Genomic DNA, 19046 nt, shown 5'->3' with positions numbered 1-19046 from the left:
TTGGTGAGTTGCGCGCCAGGCTGACCGGGCGGACGCTGCTGGCCGGGCTGGTACCGCCGCTGCTCGGCGTGCTCCTGCTCCTTGACAGCCGACTGGTCGGCACGGACCTGCCGGGAGCGCGGGTCCTGGCCCCGCCCTGTTGCTCCTCGCCCTGGGCTCCGCAGTCGTGGGGCTGCGAGCCACCGCGCTGGACGGGCCGCATCGGCTGTCCGCACGCGAAGGGCTCGTCCGCTCGGTCGCCGACCCGCGCGGCAGTCTGCTCCTCGCGGGCGCCGTGGTGCTTGCCGTGCTCCTCACGTGGGCGATGCCGATGCTCGTCCCGCTGCTGCCAGGGCCGCTGGCGTTCGCCGCCACGGCCGTCGACCTCCGCTCCCCCACGGGCCGGCCCGCGCCCTGACACCCCGGCTCCTCCCCCGAACAGCGCACCACACCACCGGAGTTCTCCTTGTCTCACACCCACCTCGACGTCGCAGGACACCCCCGGCCGCAGCTCGTCCGGGACCCCGACTGGCAGGACCTCAGCGGTCCGTGGCGGTTCGCCCACGACGACGCCGACCGCGGCCGCTCGGACCGCTGGATGGACCCCGAGGTCACCGCGCCGTTCACCGGCGTCGTGACCGTGCCCTACCCGCCCGAGTCCGAGGCGTCCGGAGTGCGCGACGCCGGCTTCCACCCCGTGCTCTGGTACCGGCGCACGATCGACGTCACCCGGCCCGCCGCGGGCCGCCGCCTGCTGCTGCACTTCGGCGCGGTCGACCACCGCGCGGAGGTCTGGGTCGACGGCCGCCTGGTCGGCCGCCACGAAGGCGGGCACACCGGCTTCTCCTGCGATGTCACCGACGTGCTCGACGGGGACGGCGAGCACGTCGTCGTGGTGCGCGCGGAGGACCAGCCGCTCGATGTCACGCAGCCGCGCGGCAAGCAGGACTGGCACCGCGACCCGCACATCATCTGGTACCACCGCACGTCGGGGATCTGGCAGCCGGTGTGGCTGGAGGAGGTGCCCGAGCAGCATGTGACGACGCTGCACTGGACTCCCGACGTCGCGAACGCCCGCGTACGCTGCCGGGTGCGCCTGAGCCGGTGGCCCGCCTCGCCCGTGCATGTGTCGGTGCGGCTGGCACTGGGCGAGCGTGTCCTCGCCGACCAGCGGACCCTCGCCGAGGGCCAGGAGACGACATTCGACATCGCGGTGCCCGCGCTGCGCAACGCCCAGGACCTGGACGGTGTGCTGTGGAGTCCGGAGCGCCCGCACCTCGTGGACGCGACCGTCGAGGTGACCGACGCGACGGACCGCACGGCCGTCGACCTGGTCTCGTCGTACCTCGGCCTGCGTGACATCGGCTGGGACGACGGCCTCTTCCTGCTCAACCACAAGCCGTACTTCCTGCGGCTCGCGCTCCAGCAGGGCTACTGGCCGGGCTCGCACCTCGCGGCGTCGGCGGACGAGCTGCGCCGGGAGGCCGAACTGGCCAAGGAGATCGGCCTCAACGGACTGCGCATCCACCAGAAGATCGAGGACCCGCGCTTCCTGTACTGGGCGGACCGGCTCGGCCTCGTACTGTGGGGCGAGATGCCGTCGGCGTACGCGTTCGCCGCGACCACCGTCGAGCGGGTGGTCGCCGAGTGGACCGAGGCGGTCTCGCGCGACGTAAGTCACCCCTCGATCGTCGCCTGGGTCCCTCTCAACGAGTCCTGGTCCGTGCCCAATCCGGCGCTCGTCCCCGAGCAGCGCCACTTCATGGACGCGCTGTACCACCTGACCAAGGCCCTCGACCCCTCGCGGCCCGCCGTCTCCAACGACGGCTGGGAGATCTCGGCCGGTGACATGTGGGGCGTGCACGACTACACGCAGCGCGCCGATGTGCTGCGTGAGCGCTACGGCCATCGCGCGCTCCGCCAGGGCGAGTTCACCGAGCGGTGGCCCGGCGTCCGGCGCCTCACACTGGACGGTGTGCGCCACGAGGGGCAGCCGGTGGTCCTCAGTGAGTTCGGCGGAGCCACCTTCGAACCGGCCGAGGGCGCCGAATGGTTCGGCTACGACACCGTGGCCACGGAGAAGGACTTCGCCGAGCGGCTGTCCTCACTGGTGGGGGCGGCGGTGAACTCGGGGCTCGCCGGCTTCTGCTACACCCAGTTCACCGACACCGAGCAGGAGGTCAACGGCCTGCTGACGGCGGACCGGGAACCGAAGCTCCCCGTGGCCGAACTCCGCGCGATCCTCACGCGGAAGCGCGGCTGACCTCGGTAGTGGCTTGTACCTGCCCGCGGACGACGTCTCGTCCGCGGGCACACACAGGCCATCACGCCCTCCCCGCCCGACCGTTGACGCCCGACGGCCGCAGATCGAATACTGAGCACCTTCCCCACCTGACAACGTTGTCTCGTGATTCGCGAAAGAGGTCCTGCCCATGCCGCACCACCTCCCGCAGCTCCATCGCCGCAGGTTCCTGCAGGTCGTCGGCCTGACGGGCGCCATGGCCGCCCTCCCGGCTCTCACCGGGGCGAACCCGGCGCGGGCGGCGGGCCGTTCGTCCGCTCCCCCGGACGACATCGCGGCCACCTACCACCGGGTGCTGCTCGATCACACCCGCTGGTCCGAGACCCAGTGGGACGCCGCGCTCGGCCACTACACGGCGAAGGACTTCGGGTTCGCGGTCGTCCTCGGCAACGCGGTCCTGCTGACGCAGGGCACGTACGACGGTGACCGGGCCGGCATCGACCGGGACACCCTCAAGACGCGCACGCTCGCCACCATCCGGCACTTCGCGGCGTCGAACCGGCTCACGGGCGGCACGGAGTGGGGCCGCAAGCTGTTCTTCGACACCACCTTCCAGTCGTACTTCGTGCTCGCCGCGCGCCTCCTGTGGGGCGAGCTCGACGACACGACGCGCGGCCGGATCGACACCATCACGCGCGAACAGGCCGCGTACACCACGTCCTTGGGAACGGGCGACGACCCCGACTCGGGCGACTGGACGCCGAACGGCCTCAAGGGCGGTCACGTCGGTGACACCAAGCTGGAGGAGATGGGGCTGTACGCCCAGACCCTCGCGCCCGCGCTGGCCTGGGCCCCCGACGATCCGCGCCACTCCGACTGGGCATCTGGCTACGGCACCTGGTCGCGCAACGAGGCAGGGCTTCCGCCCGCCGACCTGGCCAACCCGGCGCTCGTCGACGGGGTGCGTGTCTCGCGCAACACCGCCCGGAACCTGTACGACACGTTCATCGTCGAGAACCACGGCTCCTTCGGCCCGCACTACCAGGAAGAGTTGTGGCGCACATCGGGGCGCAACGCCGCGCACTTCCTGGCGGCGGGCCGACCGCTGCCCGAGGTGCTGGCGAAGCAGCCGAACGCCGAGCCGCTGTGGCGCACGCTCCTTGGTGTCATGAGCGACGCCGGTGAGCCGTTGATGCCGATGGTGAACGACCGCGAGCACCTGTACGGCCGGGATGTGATCCCGCTCGCGTTCTTCGCGCAGGTGGTGGGAGACCGGGCGGCGGCGCGCGCCGAACAGGCCCTCGCGGAGCGGCTGGAGGCGTACCAGAAGTATCCGCCGGAGCACCGCCTGGCGAAGTTCTCCGGGGAGCCGAAGTACGAGCCGGAGGCGCGCGCCGAGCTGGCCATCAGCTATCTGCTGCACGTGTGGGCGGCTGCGGAGGGTCGCGACCCGGTCCGCCCGTACTCGCAGGAGGAGCTGTTCGCCCACGCGTCCGGGGTCACGGACTTCGGCACCGGGCCCGGCCTCGTCTCGCACCAGACACGGGCCGCGTGGGCGGGCGCCGTCAGCAAGCCGGGCTTTGTGAAGTTTGCCTGGCAGCCGGCGCACGACGACTGGCTGTTCAAGCTGAGCGGCGCGACCCCCATGTTCCTGCCCTCGTCCAAGGGCAAGGTCGACCAGCGATCGGTGCGGCTCTACGAGTCCCTGCGCGACGGCTTCGACGGCAGCGCGAGCGTCCTCCAACTGGACGGCGGCTACGCGGGGTTCGCGACGCTGCCGACGGGCTCGGTCGTCTACGCGACGAGCGGGACCGGCGCGGGCGAGGGCCACCTGGAGATCCACAACCTGACGATGCCGGGCATGGCGGGGCTCGACGGGTCCCGCACGTACCGCTTCGAGGAGGGCAGCGCCTCCGTGCGGGCCCAGGACGACGGGTCGGGCTCGACGGCTCGCGTCGACAAGGTCGATGTCCCGCGCACGGCGGTGCGGCACATCCGGATGCTCGGGGTGCGGCCCGACCCGACGTACGGGTACTCGCTGTACGCCCTGGAGGTGCGGGACGGCGCCGACGGGACGGATCTCGCGCGCGGTGGGACGGCGACCGCCTCGTCGAGCGAAACGGGCAAGGGGCCGGGACTCGCCGTCGACGGTGACCTGACGACCCGGTGGGCCGTGTCCAAGGCCGACCGTCCGCGCGCGGACAGTTGGCTCGCGGTCGACCTGGGCGCGCAGCACGCCATTGACCGGGTGACACTGCGATGGGAGGCCGCCGCGGGCCGCGCCTACCGTATCCAGGGCTCGGCCGACGGCGAGACCTGGGACGACCTCGCCACATGGCCGAAGCCGGACGTGAGCAGCCGTGGCGGCTGGCTCGACGTCGACGGCCGGGCCGGGCTCGTCGTCCGCGGTGGCGAGCACCCGCTCTCCGTGTACGGCGACACGATTGTGGCGGCCGACGGCCCCGCGGCGCCCGTCGTGGTCGAGGGATTCGCGGACTCGTCGGCGGGCGCGTTGCGCGCGTCGGCCCGCAAGCCCTCCGCCACGGCCGAGTCCGAGGCCGTCCAAGTGGCGCTCACCGATGGCTACTTGATCCTTTTCAACCTGTCGGGCACCCAGGCCACCACCACGGTCCGCGTCCCGCAGTCCGGTGACCTTCGCACCGTCTTCCAAGGCGACCAGAGTGTCACCGACGACGGTGTCACCTACCGCGCGGACCTGGACGCGGCCGGGGCGGTGCTGCTCGCTCCCCGGTTCACACTGTCCCCGCTGCCGGGCGACCGGTTGCCCGCCGGTCTGCGGGTCCGCGTGGTCGACGGCGCCACTCTCCGGCTCTCCGGAGCCACGTGCCGGGTCCGTGTAGAGGCGCAGGGCCGCCACACCGTGGCCACGGTGTCCCGTGCGCGGGAGACGACGCTGCATCTCCCCGGCGCCACCTCGTTCCCGTTGGACGACCGCGCGCTCGGCCGGACCGTCTTCCCGACCAGCCCACTGCCCGAGGGCATGTCCGACCCGGCGGCCGCGGTGGACGGCGACCCCGGCACCGCGTGGCACCCGGGGCCCGGCGGACGGCTTGTCGTGGATCTCGGCGAGGAGTTCGCGCTCCGCACCGTGGAGGTGCGGTGGACGGTCGGCGGCGCGCCCGCCGCCGAGGTGGAACTCAGCACCGACGGAATCGACTACCGGCTCGCGGGCCGCCTCGACGGGAAGCGGCCGGAGCGGACACTGTCGCTCGGCTCGGCGACGGCCCGCTACGTCGCCTTCAAGGTGACCGGCGACCGGGCCACGGACGCCCGCCTGGTGCGGCTCTCCGTGCGCTGACCTGCGTATCGCCGTCGATTGAGGGACCCGGCCGCCCATGTGCGGCCGGGTCCCTCGGCGTGCTCAAACGGCATACGCGGCACGCTCGTTGAACATCGGAAATCCGCGTACACCCCCTTGACCCCGCACGGGCGGCGCCCGCAGAGTACGCGTTAATGCGCATTACCTAATACGCATTACCAACTGCGGACACCCGAGGAGCGGCAGGCGTGGAGCAACCCAGGAAGCGGACGAAGCCGGGGCGTGCCCCGGCTCCGGCGGGCCGGAAGTCGCGTCCCCGGCAGGCCGAGGTGGCGCGGCTCGCCGGTGTCTCGCAGGCGACCGTCTCGCTGGTCCTGAACGCCCGCCGGGACGGCAAGGGCGCGACGATTTCCGAAGAGACCCGGCAGCGGGTCCTCGAAGCCGCGCGCAGCCTCGGCTACGTTCCCGACCCGGCCGCCCGCCGCCTCGCGGCCGCCCGCAACAACCTGCTCGGCGTCTTCAGCTTCACGTCGGCGTTCCCGACGGATGTGCAGCACTCCTACTACCCGTTCCTGGTGGGTGTGGAGCAGGAGGCCGCCGCACGCGGCTACGACCTGGTCCTCTTCACCGCATCCAGCGGTGGCGGTCCGGACGCGCTCAGCCGGGTGCGGCTCGCCGACGGCTGTCTCTTCCTCGGCCGGCATGTCCCGCGCGCCGAGCTGAAGCGGCTCGTCGCCGACGGTTTCCCCGTGGTGCACCTCGGCCGCAGGGAGAAGCTGGAAGGGCTCGCGTGGGTGGGTGCCGACTACGTGAGCGCGAGCCGCGAAGTCGTGGCGCATCTGGTCGAGTTGGGGCACCGCCGCATCGTGCTCGTGCGCGAGGACGACGACGCGCCCGCCTCCACGGACCGTCAGCAGGGCTTCCTCGACGGGCTCGACGGGGCGGGGCTCGCGGGTGGCCCCGAATCCGTGCTGCGGTGCATGGACCCGGTGGCCGAGGTGACGGCCGAGCGGGTCCGGGAGCTGGTCGCGGACGGCGTCACCGCGTTCGTGGCCGAGGAGACGGACACCGGGGCGGCGTGGCGGGCGCTGAGCGGGGCGGTGGCGGAGGCCGGGCTCTCGTGTCCGGGGGATGTCTCCCTGGCGCTGCTCGGCAGCCCGCCGCCGGAGCTGGCCGAGGGGCCCGCGCCGACCGGATTCGACGTGCCCCGGCACGAGTTGGGTGCGGCGGCGGTACGCCTGCTGTCCGCCCAGGTGGCCGGCGAGGAGGCGGACGAACCGTTGGTGGCCTGCGAGTTCCGGGCCGGGCTGACGGCCGGACCGGCTCCCGTCCCTCAACCGTAGACGTAGAGCGCACACGTAGACCACACACGCACAGCCCGCGCATGCGGCACGTACGCACAGCACGCACGCACAGAAGGAGTCATGTGTTTCGCGAACCGGAGATCCTCATCGTCGGCGGCGGCCTCGGCGGTGTCGCCGCGGCGCTTGCCGCCTGCCGCGCGGGGCACCGTGTCGTGCTCACCGAGGAGACCGACTGGATCGGCGGGCAGCTCACCGCGCAGGCCGTGCCGCCGGACGAGCACCCGTGGGTGGAGCAGTTCGGCACGACGGCCTCGTACCGGGCGCTGCGGGAGGGCATCCGCGCGTACTACCGGCAGTGGTATCCGCTGCGCGGCGAGGCGCTCGCTCTGCCCGAGTTCAATCCGGGCGCGGGCCGGGTCAGCAAGTTGTGTCACGAGCCGCGGATCGCGCTCGCCGTCCTGGAGGGGATGCTCGCGCCGCACCGGGCGAGCGGCCTTCTGACCGTTCTGACGGAGCACCGGGCAGTGTCCGCCGAGTCGGACAACGATGTCATCACCGCGGTCTCCGTGCGGGATCTGCGCACCGGCATCGTCCGCGGGTTCACCCCTCCGTATGTCATCGACGCCACCGAGACCGGCGAGCTGCTCGCCCTGGCGGGTGTCGAGCACGCCAACGGGGCCGAGGCACAAGGGGAGTTCGGCGAGCCGCACGCGCCCACCGAGGCGCAGCCGGACAACCAGCAGGGGATCACCGTGTGCTTCGCGCTCTCGCACCACGAGGGCGAGGACCACACCATCGACCGGCCCGAGGACTACGACTTCTGGCGCTCCTACCGGCCGGACTTCTGGCCGGGCCCGCTGCTCGGCTTCCAGGCCCCCGACCCGCGCAGCCTGGAGGCGGTTCCCCGCACCTTCGTGCCGAACCCGGAGCTCGACCCGCTCGCCGTGAGCGCCGACCAGAGCGCCGACGCCGGCGACAAGGAACTGTGGGGCTTCCGCCGGATCCTCGCCCGCAAGCTGCACCAGCCGGGCGCCTTCGACTCGGACATCACCCTCGTCAACTGGCCTTTGAACGACTACTGGTTGAAGTCGTACATCGGGCAGGAGGCCGAAGCGCTGCGCGAAGCGCGGCAGTTGTCGCTGTCCGTCCAGTACTGGCTGCAGACCGAGGCACCGCGCGCGGACGGCGGCACCGGCTTCCCCGGTCTGCGCCTCCGCCCCGATGTGACCGGCACGACGGACGGTCTCGCGAAGGCGCCGTACGTGCGCGAGTCCCGCCGCATCAAGGCGGTGACGACGGTCGTGGAACAGGACGTCGCCATCGACGTCGTCGGCCCGTACGGCAGGACGCGCTACCGGGACTCGGTGGGTGTCGGCAATTACCGCATCGATCTGCACCCCTCGACCGGTGGTGACAACTACATCGACGTCGGTTCGGTGCCGTTCGAGATCCCGCTGGGCGCGCTGATCCCCCGGCGGGTGCGCAATCTGCTGCCGGCCGGCAAGAACATCGGCACCACCCACATCACCAACGGCTGTTACCGGCTGCACCCGGTGGAGTGGAACATCGGCGAGGTCGCGGGCGCGCTGGCCGCGCACTGCCTGGCCGAGGACGTGTCCCCGCATCAGGTGCAGGCGGAGGACAAGCGATTCGACGAATTCGGGCGGCTGCTCGACCGGGCGGGTGTGCAGCGCCACTGGCCCGATGTGCGCGGCTACTGACTCTCCATTCGGCACGCGAACGCACAAGGAGGTGCGTACGACATGAGCACACGGATACGCGTCGGGATCGACGTGGGCGGCACGTTCACGGACGCCGTGGCCGTCGACGCCGCGACGCTCGGCCTGGTCGGCCAGGTGAAAGTGCCCACGAGTCATCATCATGAGGACGGTGTCGCGCACGGCATCGTTCAGGCCCTCGACCGGCTGCTGGCCCAGGTCGACCGCACACCGGCCGATGTCACGTTCCTGGCGCACGGCACGACGCAGGCCACGAACGCGCTCCTGGAGGGCGACGTGGCGACGGTCGGGCTCGTCGGCATCGGCACGGGCGCGGGCGCGGTGCTCACCCGGCGGCTCGCCGCGCTCGGCAAGCTGGACCTCACGCCCGGCAAGAAGCTGCCGCTCGCGTACGCTCATGTCCCGGACCCGTTCAACGCCGACGCGGTGCGGGCCGCGGTGACCCGCGTACAGGAGGAGGGCGCCGAAGTCCTCGTCGCCACCGAGCCGTTCGGCGTCGACCGGCCCGACGGGGAGCAGGCCGTGCTCGACGCGGCGCGGTCGTCCGGGCTGCCGATGGCGGCCGCGCACGAGATCACGTCGCTGTACGGGCTGCACAAGCGGACCCGTACGGCCGTGGTGAACGCGGCGATCCTGCCGCGGATGCTGGCGACCGCGGAACTCGTCGACTCCTCGATCACCAAGGCGGGGGTGAGCGCGCCGCTGATGGTGATGCGCTGCGACGGCGGTGTCATGTCCCTCGCGGAGATGCGGCGCAGGCCGCTGCTCACGGTCCTGTCGGGTCCGGCGGCGGGTGTCGCGGGCGCGCTGATGCAGGAGCGGATCAGCGAGGGGGTGTTCCTGGAGACGGGCGGCACGTCGACGGACATCAGCGTGGTGCGACGCGGCAAGGTCGCGGTGCGGCACGCGACGATCCTCGGGAAGACGTCGTATCTGAACGCCCTTGATGTGCGCACGGTCGGGGTCGGCGGCGGTTCGATGGTGCGTCTCGGACAGGGCGAGGTGACGGGCGTCGGGCCGCGCAGCGCGCACATCGCGGGCCTGCCGTACGCGTGTTTCGCCACGCTCGAAGACCTGCGGGGCGCCGAGATCACCACGGTGGCGCCGATGGCCGGTGACCCGGACGACCATGTGGTGCTGGACGCGGCGGGCGGCCGGTTCGCGCTCACGATGACGTGTGCGGCGAACGCGCTGGGGCGGGTGCCCGAGGGTGACTTCGCGCGCTGCGACCAGGAGGTGGCGCGAGCCGCGCTGGCCCCGCTGGCCGCCCGGCTCGGCACCGACGTGGCGGGTGCGGCCGCCGCCGTGCTCGACGCGGGGGCCGCGCAGGTGCGGACGGTCGTGGACGCGATGGTCAAGGAGTACCGGCTCGACCGCGACACCGCCCTCCTCGTCGGCGGGGGCGGCGGCGCCGCGTCCGTCACCCCGCATCTCGCGGCGACCACCGACATGGAAGGGCGCATCGCACGGCACAGCGAGGTGATCAGCCCGATCGGCGTGGCCCTCGCGCTGGTGCGTGAGCAGGTCGAGCGGATCGTGCCCGGCGCCACGCAGGAGCAGATCCTCGCCGTGCGCGCCGAGGCCGAGCGGGCGGTCGTCGCGCAGGGCGCGGCAGCCGACGGTGTCGAGGTCGAGGTGACCGTCGACCCGCAGACCAGTACCGTGCGGGCCGTCGCCACCGGCGCCACCGAACTGCGCACCCAGGACCGGGCGCACCGCGCCGATGACACGGAGCGGCTGAAGGCGGCCGCCACCAGCCTCAAGACCGAGCAGGCACACATCGACGTACTGGCGGGAACCGACGCGTACACCGTGTACGGCACCCAGGTGCGTCGCCGGCTGCGGGCCACGCGGCGGCCGGTGCGGGTGGTGGACGCGGACGGTGTCGTGCGGCTCGGGGCGCCGGACGCGCGGGTGGAGACGACGACGGTGGGCGCGGCCGGCGAGGCCCTCTCCGCGCTGGTGCGGGACGCCACCTCGTACGGGGACGGCGGGACGCGGGCGCCCGCGGTGCGGCTGCTCGTCGGCGGCCGGATCGCCGATCTGTCGGGGGTGCTCGAACCCGAGGCGCTGCTTGCCCTGGCGCGCAGCGAGTTGCGGGCGCGCGCGGCGGACGAGCCGGTGGTGGCGGTCGTGGAGTCCCGCACATGAGCGGCGACCGGGACCACGACCTGGACCTCGCGGTGCGGCTCTTGTCGAACACACCGACACACGAGGGCCGCGATCCGCTGACGCTACGGCAATGGGCTCTCTCCGCAGAGGAGTTCGGGGCTCGTATGACCCCGGGCCTGCTCGCCGACGTCCGGATCGTCGAGCACGAGGGCGGCCTCGACGCCGGGCTCCTGGCCCGCTACCGGTCGAGGCCCGCGCAGATCGAGCTGTACGTCGACACCATCGACCGCGCCGAGCGGCTCGTCGACGAGCGGCGCTGGCGCGCCTGGTTCCCCGCGGGCTCGGTGCGGGCGGCGGCGCTCGCCCACGAGCGGGCCCACGAACACCTCCACCACGCGGGCGTACGGGCCGAGTTCAAGCGGGCGCTCGGCCACACGGCGCTACGGATCGGGCGGCGCCGCGTGTACGCGCATGTCGTGGGCGCCGACGAGCTGGCCGCGCACGCCTACGCGCGCGTCGCCTGCGGCCTGGGCCGCAGCCCGCTGCTGCTCACGGAGGCCCTCGCCGCCGCCGTGCAGTCCGACTCAAGACTTCCGACACAACACTGAGGTGACCCATGGGTGTCGTCATCCTGCTCGTCATGGCGGCCGGAGTCGCCGCCATGCTCACCCGCAAACTCCCCACCGCGTTCGCGCTCGTGCTGCTCGCCGTGGTGATCGCCTTCCTCGCGGGCGCGCCCTTGACCGGAAAGAACAGTGTCCTCGACACGGTCCTTCAGGAGGGCGCTCCGGCGCTCGCCGCGACGATGATCGCGATCCTGCTCGGCTCGTGGCTCGGCAAGCTCCTGGAGGAGACGGGGATCGCGGGCACCCTGGTCCGCAAGATCGTCGAATTCGGCGGTGACCGGCCGGTGTTCGTGGCGCTCGGCGTGCTCGCCGTGTCGGCGCTCGTCGGCACGGTGACCGGGTCCGCGCCCGCGGCGATGCTGGCCGGGCTCATCGGGATCCCGGCGATGATCGCGGTGGGTATTCCGAAGGTGACGGCCGCCGGGACGATCCTCATGGGTATCGCGGTGGGCATCCCCTTCGAACTGCCGGTGTGGCAGTTCTTCTCCACGGCGCTGGATCTTCCGATCCCGACGGTGCGCGGCTTCATGGTGAAGCTGTTCCCGTTCGCACTGGTGGCGGCTCTCGCGTACGTGCTGATCGAGTCGCGGCGGCGCGGCGTGGAGCACACGTGGTCGCTGCGGTCGGTCCAGGACAAGCCGCGGGCACGCGCGCGCAAGCCGCTCGGCGACGCCCCGTGGTACGCGCTGCTCACGCCGATCATTCCGCTGGTGCTTGCCCTCGGCTTCGAACTGGCCATCATTCCCTCTCTGTTGGCGGGTGTGCTGTACGCGCTGGTGACGACGACGCGGCCGCGCGACATGAACCGCCGGCTGCTGCGCACCCTGTACGGCGGCTTCGAGGTGGCGGCCCCGCCGATCACCCTGTTCATCGCGATCGGCATCCTGCTCGCCGCGGTGAACCTGCCCGGCGCGGTCGACGCGCTCGAACCGCTGGTGAAGGCCGTGAGCCCGCAGAACGCGGTGCTGTTCGTGCTGGTCTTCACCGTGCTCGTACCGCTGTGCCTGTACCGGGGGCCGCTCAATGTGTTCGGCCTCGGCGCCGGCATCGCGGGCGTCCTCATCGCGACCGGCGTCTACCCGGCCGTCGCCGTCCTCGGCATGACGACCTCGTACAACCAGGTCTTCGGCGTCGCCGACCCGACCAGCACCCAGACCGTGTGGGCCGCCCAGTACGCGGGGGTCTCACCGCAGCAGGTGATGGTCCGGACCCTGCCCTACGTATGGGTGGTGGCGCTCGGCGGGCTGTGCGTCACGGCCGCCACCCACCTCTGACATCCCACGTTCGCGAGCCATCTCTGACCTCCCCCACCTTGAGGAGCTGACCATGCAACGTCGTACGTTCCTGCGCGCCACCGCCGTCACGGGCGCCGCCGCGGCCCTCGGCGGTCTGCCCGTCCCTTCGGCCTCGGCCGCGCCGGGCGGTTTCCCCGACTACACCTACGTCCGCACGCTGCTCTCCCCCGCCGACCTGAAGTACAACCCGACGGGCGAGATCATCTTCCCGACCGTGCGCGGCGTCTACGACAAGCTGGCCTCGCCGCTGGGCCGTTACTACCTGTACTACGCCCCGCACGACGCGCCCGGCGGCATCTGCCTCGCCTACGGTGACTCACTCGAAGGCCCGTTCACCGAGTACCCGCACAACCCGATCGTGTCGAACGACTGGGACCCGCACTACTCGGTCAGCCACGTCTCCTCGCCGCACGTGCTGTGGATGCCGCAACACAACGAGTTCTGGCTGTACTTCCACGGCGAGAACACCACGACGCGCCTCGCCCGTTCCAAGGACGGCATCACCTTCACGTACGACAAGGTGGTCCTGTCGACGTCGATGATGCCTTCGGGCACCACCGAGACCTCGTACGCCCGTGTCTTCGCGCACGAACTGCCGCGCCTCGGCGCCCACTACGTGATGCTGTTCATGCTGAACAACACGACCAACCACCGTGACATCTGCTGGGGTTGGTCGGCCGACGGCCGGAATTGGACCTTCGACCAGACGCCGCTGGTGCGGCACTCGGACGTCGGCGCGGTCAATGTGGGCGGACCTCACTTGCTCACGCGCGGCGGCTCCGCGTACGTCGTCTACAACAAGGACAAGGAGAGCGGCGGCGACCTCATGATCACGGAGGTCGGCGCCGACTTCTCCCGGCGCAAGCACCTCGGGGTCTTCTACAACTCGGGCTCCGCGGCCCCGGAGAACGGCCGGGCGGCCGCCCCCTCGTTCGGCACGCAGAGCGGCGTGCCGTACATGGTGTACGAGGCCGGGGAGCGGCTCGCCGGGGCGATCGCGGTGGCCCGCGGCTGACACAGGTCAGTCGGTGGTGGTCACGGGGGCGGTGGCCGGGGTGTCCTGCGGGGACGCCACCGGTGCCGCCTTCGCGCGGCGCCACGGGCCGCGGAAGAACAGCGACGCCGGGACGAACAGCGCCATGCAGCACCCGCAGACGACCAGCCAGGGGCGCCATCCGTGGGCTTCGACCACACGCGGCACGACGAGGAGCACCACCACGCCCATCGCCTTGGTCAGGAACGTGAACACACCCCAGGCGGTGCCCTGCAAGCGCGGGTCGACGTCCTCGGCGTTCTCCGAGAAGTTCGCCATCCACGGCCCGTAGGCGCAGCCCATCACCCCGCCGAGGAGCGCCCCGGTGACGGCGATGTGCGGGTGTGAGACGTCCTCGCGCCCGACGAGGCCCGCCAGGTACGCGGTGAGCAGCACACTGCCCACCGTTCCTCCCACACAGAAGGGCTTGCGCAGTTGCAGCCGGTCGGACATCCGGCCGGACAGGACGAGGGTGAAGATGTTCAGCGTCCAGAACGCCGCCATGATCTGCGAGGCCGTCGCGGCATCGAGGTCGAAGCTCTCCGCGAGCATCGTCTGCCCGTACACGACCAGCGTCACGTACAGGACCAGCCAGGACGCGATGCCGATCACGTGGGCCCAGATGGCGCGGTGTGCGAACAGGTCGCGGGCGCGGGCCGGTTTGGTGTGGTCCGCCCGGCCGAGGGTCTCGCGCTCGGACTGCACGATGCGGGCGCGCAGTTCGGGCGAGAGGTCCGCGATGTTGAAGGCGATCACCACGGACAGCACGAGGGACACCGCCCCCATGATGACGAACTGCGAGCGCCACGAGTCGTCGAACAGCGGCAGGGTGAGGCTGGCGACCGCTGCGGCCAGGAAGCTCGCACCGACCGGGCCCCAGGTCCAGAAGCCGAAGGCCTGGGCCCGGCCCATCCGCGGCGAGAAGTCCCGCACCAGCGGCGCGGTGCCCGCCATGGCCATGCCGTCGACGACCGACAACACGGCCCGCACGGCCAGGAGTTGACCGGCCGAGTGGACGGTCGTCATCAGGAAGCAGCAGCCGGCCGTGAGCATCAGCAGCGGCACGATGAGGCGTACCCGGCCCACGGTGTCGGTGAGCCGTCCGCCGACCATCGACGCGATCGCCCCGGCGACGAGCGCCGTGGCGGAGACGGCGCCGTAGGTGGTCAGCGTGATGTCCAGGTCGTCGAGGAGCAGTGGCACCACGGGCGCGATCTGGCCCTCGTAGGAGGCGATGAGGACGGCGAGGACCGCCATCGACAGGATGCGCATCCGCTGTCCGGCGTTCGGGTAGTGGTCGAGCTCGCGCACCCGGAAGAGCCAGATGCGCGGGCGCAGCCCGGTCACTCGCCGATCCCGCCGAGTCGTACGTGCCCCTTGATGAGGTTGCGGGCGATGGTGCGCTTCTGGATCTCGTCGGTGCCCTCGAAGATGCGCAGCAGGCGCAGCTCGCGGTACCAGCGTTCGATGGGCAGTTCCTTGGTGTAGCCCATGCCGCCGTGGATCTGCAGGACGCGGTCGACGACCTGGTTCGCCATCACCGCCCCGTTGAGCTTGGCGATGGAGGAGGCGTGCCGGGCGTCGAGGCCCTGCTGGGCGCGCCAGGCCGCGTACAGGGTGAGCCACTTCGCGGACTCGATCTCCACCTGGGAGTCGGCGATGTGCCACTGGATCGCCTGGTAGTCGGCGATGGGCCGGCCCATGGAGTGCCGCTGGCGGGCGTAGTCGACGCCCATCTGGAGCATGCGCTCGGCGGAGCCGATGGCCCGTGCGGGGATGAGGTAGCGGCCCTGGCCGATCCACTGCATGGCGAGCTGGAAACCCTTGCCGACCTCGCCGAGGACATTGCGGCCGGGGACGCGCACCTCGTCGAAGACGAGCGAGGCCGGGCCCCACTGGCCCATGGTCTCGATCGGTTCGGACTTCCAGCCCATGTCGCGGTCCACGAGGAAACAGGTGACACCGCCGTCGGCGCCCTTGTCCGGGTCGGTGACGGCGAAGACCATCACGAAGTCGGCCTCGTTGCCGCCGGTGATGAAGGTCTTCTCGCCGGTGATCAGCCAGTCGTCGCCGTCGCGGACGGCGCGGCTTCGGATGTTGCGGGCGTCGGAGCCGGCGCCGGGTTCGGTGATGGCGAAGCAGGAGCGGCGCTCGCCCTCGATGGTGGGCAGCAGGTACTCCTGCTTCTGCCGGTCGTCGCAGGCGTAGAGGATGTTGTCGGCGCTGCCACCGAAGCTGAAGGGGACGAACGTACGGCCCATCTCCATCGCGATGATGGCGGACATGACGGCGCCGAGGTTCATCCCGCCGTACTCCTCCGGGGTGTTGACACCCCAGAATCCTGACCTGCGGGCCTTGGCGCGGAGTTCGGCGACGACTTCGGAGTCGACACCCGGCTGACCGGCCCGTTCGTTGCGCAGGACGTCCTGCTCCAGCGGCATCACTTCCTTGGTGATGAACGCGCGCACGGTGTCCCTGATCTGACGTTCTTCGGTGGACAGCGAGAAGTCGACCATGGAAGTGCCCCCTCAATCCGGATGCGGGAATCCTGGAACGGGAATCTAGGAATGAGTTCAAGTTGCCCGCGCCCCGGCGGTCGGTCAAGAGGTCGGAACGAGTTCAACCGGGCTTCTGGCGCTCAGAATTGGCTGATTCTAAAATTCGGTTCGGTACGGCGGTTCGGTACGGAAGTGGGTGCGCAGGGGGTGACGACCGGGTGACACGCAAGGCGGAGCGGATCGCGGCCAAGGACAGCGCCTGGCAGTGGAGCCGCACGGAGCAGACTCGTCGGACCCTGCTGGACGCCGCTCGCGAGGTTTTCTGCGAGCAGGGGTTCACCGACACGGCGATCGTCGCGGTGGTCCGCAGGGCCGGGTCGAGCGTCGGCAGCCTCTACCACCACTTCGGCGGCAAGACGGAACCGTTCGTCGCGCTGTGGGAGGACTACGAGAACTCCCGGGAACGCGAGGCGGCCGAGGCGGTGGCCGCGGCGCGGGCGGCCGGCGAGACGGATCCGCTGGAGCTGTTCCTCGTCGGCACCCGCAGCTTCCTGGAGGGCTGTTGGCGCCGGCGGGACCTCATCGAGCTGTGGATGGACGGCGACGGCCCGCCCTGTTTCGAGCTGATGCGCCGGGCGCGCGGCCGCGAGTGGATCCGGCAGAACGCGGTGCTGCTGGAGGCGGGCAGCGAACCCGTGGACCGGCTGGTGGTCGGCGTCCTCACCTCCGTCATCGGCGAGGCGGGCCGGGAGATCGGCACGTGTGCGCGCAAGCGGGACGCGGACGCGATCTGCCACGCCACGCTCGCGCTCATCCGCCGGCTCGACCCGCTGCACATCGATCCGCTGCGGATGACCGACCCCCGTACGCACCGACGTACGACGCACTGAAGGGAACACACGTGGCACAGACCGAGGACGAGGCGCCCTACTTCACGTGGAGCGGGGACACGTTCGTACCCGAGTCGCACGCGCGCGGCTGGTGGGCGCCCGACACGGTGCACGGCCGGCTCCTGGGCGGGCTCGCCGCGCGGGCGCTGGAGCGCGAACACGCCGAGGAGGGGCTGCACTTCGCCCGGCTCACCGTCGACCTGTTCCGCACCGCGCCCTTCGCCCCGGTCGGTGTCACCACGGAGCGGGTCCGCGACGGGCGGCGGATCCGCGTGGCCGACGCCGTCGTGCGCGGCGAAGACGGTCGGCCCCTGGCGCGGGCCAGTGCGGTACTGCTGCGCACCGGCACACCACCACCGGGACACATTCCCGCAACCGGCCCGTGGGACGCGCCGCCGGCGCAGGAGCTGCTCGCCCCGCACGGGCGCACCCAGTTCCTGCGGTTCGACGAGGAGCTTCGGCCGGTGCGGGAGTGGAGCGGCGATCAGCGGCGCCGGTCCTGGATGCGCGACGCCCGGCCGCTGGTGGGCGGGGAAGCCTTGTCCCCGCTGGTCCGCGCCGCGCTGGCCGCCGACACCGCGAGCCCCCTCGCCCACGCGAGCGACAACGGCCTGCGCTACATCAACGCCGACTACACCCTGTCCCTGAGCCGGCTCCCGCTCAGCGACGAGATCGGCCTGGAAGCCACGGGGCACACGGCCGAGGACGGCATCGCCGTCGGGCACTGCACGCTGTACGACGCGGCGGGCCCGATCGGCTATTGCACGACGACGGCGCTCGCGAACCCGGCGCCGGAGCGCTGACGGCTGACCGCTGATCCGCTGATCCGCTACACGGCCTGTCCTAGAGGGCCTGCACGTCCCCGTACGAGAGGGTGTCGCCGGTGGGCCGCCGTCCTTCACGGACGGCCCGCGCGGTGGCCACGGCCTCGCCGAGCGCCCGGCGGTAGAGCAACGAGCCGAGGCTGACCCGGCGGACGCCCAGCGCGGCGAGCTCGTCGAGGGTCGGACCGGTCGGCGAGTAGAGGATGTTCAGCGGGAGCGCGAAGCGGGAGACGAGGCCCCGAATCCGGCCGGTTTCGACGAGTCCCGGTACGAACAACCCGTCGGCGCCCGCGTCTTGGTACGCGCGGAGGCGCCCCTCGGTGTCGTCCTGGTGGTCGGGGTTCCGGCCCAGCCAGTACGTGTCGGTGCGGGCGTTGACGAACAGCTCGGGGACGGCCGCCTTGACCGCTGTGATCTTCGCGGCGTGCTGATGGGCAGGGGTGAGGCTGCCGTCGGCGCGCCCGTCCTCCAGGTTGATCCCGGCGGCGCCGGCGGCACTCAACTGGCGGGCGAAGGCGGCGACTTCGTCCGGATCATCGCTGAACCCGCCCTCCATGTCGACGGTGAACAGCAATGGGGTGCGCCCGAGTCGACGGGCCAGGGCCAGAGTGGCATCGGCGGTGACACCCGCGCCGTCCGGCAGCCCGGCCGCCGCGGCCACCCCGAGGCTGGTGGTGCCGACGGCCTCGAAGCCGGCGTCGGCCAGGGCCGCGGCCGAGGCGCAGTCCCAGGCGTTCGGCAGCAGCAGCGGCACGTCCTTGCGGTGCAGGCGGGCGAAGGGGTTGACCGCGGGCCGCCGGTGGGTGAGGGCCCCCGCGGCCAGCGCCATGGCGTGGTCGCGGCCGGGGCAGACACGCGGCGGCGCCCCGAAGGCGAGCGGCGCGTCGGCGTCGGCGGGGGCGGCGGCCGCGGCGTCCAGGAGGACGAGGTCCCCGGCGGCGATGTCCACCCCGGCAACGCAGGTGTCGCGTGCGGCGATACGGCGCAGGGCGCGTACGGGCGGGTCGTTGCGCAGGGCTTCGTGGAGGAGCCGCTGGGTGGGGCGGGTGCCGGTGGGCGCGGTGCCGGTGGGCGCGGTGTCGGCCGCACGGGTGCCGACGGGCGCGGTGTCGGCCGCACGGGTGCCGACGGGCGCGGTGTCGGCCGCACGGGTGCCGACGGGCGCGGTGTCGGCCGCACGGGTGCCGACGGGCGCGGTGTCGGCGGCACGGGTGCCGACGGGCG

The 19046-nt window shown here is 72.0% G+C and carries 14 protein-coding genes; 11 read left to right on the top strand and 3 right to left on the bottom strand.

What is annotated here, in order from left to right; all coding sequences use genetic code 11:
• Nucleotides 1-166 precede the first annotated feature (166 nt).
• From ACIRHA_RS41830 to ACIRHA_RS41790, 9 genes are all read left to right on the top strand, one after another.
• Nucleotides 167-397, top strand: coding sequence for a hypothetical protein (locus tag ACIRHA_RS41830; RefSeq protein WP_403856996.1), 231 nt, complete (start codon nt 167-169; stop codon nt 395-397).
• Nucleotides 398-445: 48 nt separating this feature from the next.
• Nucleotides 446-2242: a sugar-binding domain-containing protein gene (locus ACIRHA_RS41825; protein WP_403856993.1), complete on the top strand. Its 1797-nt coding sequence runs from the start codon at nt 446-448 to the stop codon at nt 2240-2242.
• A 169-nt stretch (nt 2243-2411) separates the two neighbouring features.
• Nucleotides 2412-5540, top strand: a complete 3129-nt coding sequence (locus tag ACIRHA_RS41820; protein ID WP_403856990.1) for a discoidin domain-containing protein — start codon at nt 2412-2414, stop codon at nt 5538-5540.
• Between the two features lie 209 nt (nt 5541-5749).
• Nucleotides 5750-6844 (top strand): LacI family DNA-binding transcriptional regulator, encoded by a 1095-nt coding sequence (locus tag ACIRHA_RS41815; RefSeq protein ID WP_403856987.1) that lies wholly within the window; start codon nt 5750-5752, stop codon nt 6842-6844.
• Between the two features lie 83 nt (nt 6845-6927).
• Nucleotides 6928-8526: an FAD-dependent oxidoreductase gene (locus ACIRHA_RS41810; protein ID WP_403856984.1), complete on the top strand. Its 1599-nt coding sequence runs from the start codon at nt 6928-6930 to the stop codon at nt 8524-8526.
• A 42-nt stretch (nt 8527-8568) separates the two neighbouring features.
• Nucleotides 8569-10695, top strand: coding sequence for a hydantoinase/oxoprolinase family protein (locus tag ACIRHA_RS41805; protein ID WP_403856981.1), 2127 nt, complete (start codon nt 8569-8571; stop codon nt 10693-10695).
• Nucleotides 10692-11264 carry a hypothetical protein gene (locus ACIRHA_RS41800; protein WP_403856978.1) on the top strand — a complete coding sequence of 191 codons (573 nt, stop codon included), beginning with the start codon at nt 10692-10694 and terminating at the stop codon, nt 11262-11264. The genes ACIRHA_RS41805 and ACIRHA_RS41800 overlap by 4 nt, the downstream gene beginning before the upstream one ends.
• An 8-nt stretch (nt 11265-11272) precedes the next feature.
• Complete coding sequence (locus ACIRHA_RS41795; protein ID WP_403856975.1) at nt 11273-12556, top strand: TRAP transporter large permease subunit; 1284 nt, start codon at nt 11273-11275, stop codon at nt 12554-12556.
• 52 nt (nt 12557-12608) lie between these two features.
• The gene (locus ACIRHA_RS41790; RefSeq protein ID WP_403856972.1) at nt 12609-13592 is read left to right on the top strand and encodes a twin-arginine translocation signal domain-containing protein; all 984 of its coding nucleotides are present in this window, start codon (nt 12609-12611) and stop codon (nt 13590-13592) included.
• 6 nt (nt 13593-13598) lie between these two features.
• Here ACIRHA_RS41790 and ACIRHA_RS41785 read toward each other — a convergent pair whose 3' ends face one another.
• Both ACIRHA_RS41785 and ACIRHA_RS41780 read right to left on the bottom strand, forming a co-directional pair.
• Nucleotides 13599-14957: an MFS transporter gene (locus ACIRHA_RS41785; RefSeq protein WP_403856969.1), complete on the bottom strand. Its 1359-nt coding sequence runs from the start codon at nt 14955-14957 to the stop codon at nt 13599-13601.
• Nucleotides 14954-16126 carry an acyl-CoA dehydrogenase family protein gene (locus tag ACIRHA_RS41780; protein ID WP_403856966.1) on the bottom strand — a complete coding sequence of 391 codons (1173 nt, stop codon included), beginning with the start codon at nt 16124-16126 and terminating at the stop codon, nt 14954-14956. The genes ACIRHA_RS41785 and ACIRHA_RS41780 overlap by 4 nt, the downstream gene beginning before the upstream one ends.
• A gap of 200 nt (nt 16127-16326) precedes the next feature.
• Between ACIRHA_RS41780 and ACIRHA_RS41775 the strand changes: the two genes are divergently transcribed.
• Nucleotides 16327-16998 (top strand): TetR/AcrR family transcriptional regulator, encoded by a 672-nt coding sequence (locus ACIRHA_RS41775; RefSeq protein ID WP_403856963.1) that lies wholly within the window; start codon nt 16327-16329, stop codon nt 16996-16998.
• Nucleotides 16999-17009: 11 nt separating this feature from the next.
• Nucleotides 17010-17801 carry a thioesterase family protein gene (locus tag ACIRHA_RS41770; protein WP_403856960.1) on the top strand — a complete coding sequence of 264 codons (792 nt, stop codon included), beginning with the start codon at nt 17010-17012 and terminating at the stop codon, nt 17799-17801.
• Nucleotides 17802-17841: 40 nt separating this feature from the next.
• Here the strand turns inward: ACIRHA_RS41770 and ACIRHA_RS41765 are convergent.
• A partial coding sequence (locus ACIRHA_RS41765; RefSeq protein WP_403856957.1) for an isocitrate lyase/phosphoenolpyruvate mutase family protein occupies nt 17842-19046 on the bottom strand: 1205 nt, incomplete at its 5' end.

It is taken from the genome of Streptomyces sp. NPDC102360 (assembly GCF_044766085.1).
GTDB lineage: Bacteria > Actinomycetota > Actinomycetes > Streptomycetales > Streptomycetaceae > Streptomyces.
Note: the sequence above shows the minus strand (reverse complement) of the source record. Positions and strands in the feature narration are given on the sequence as shown.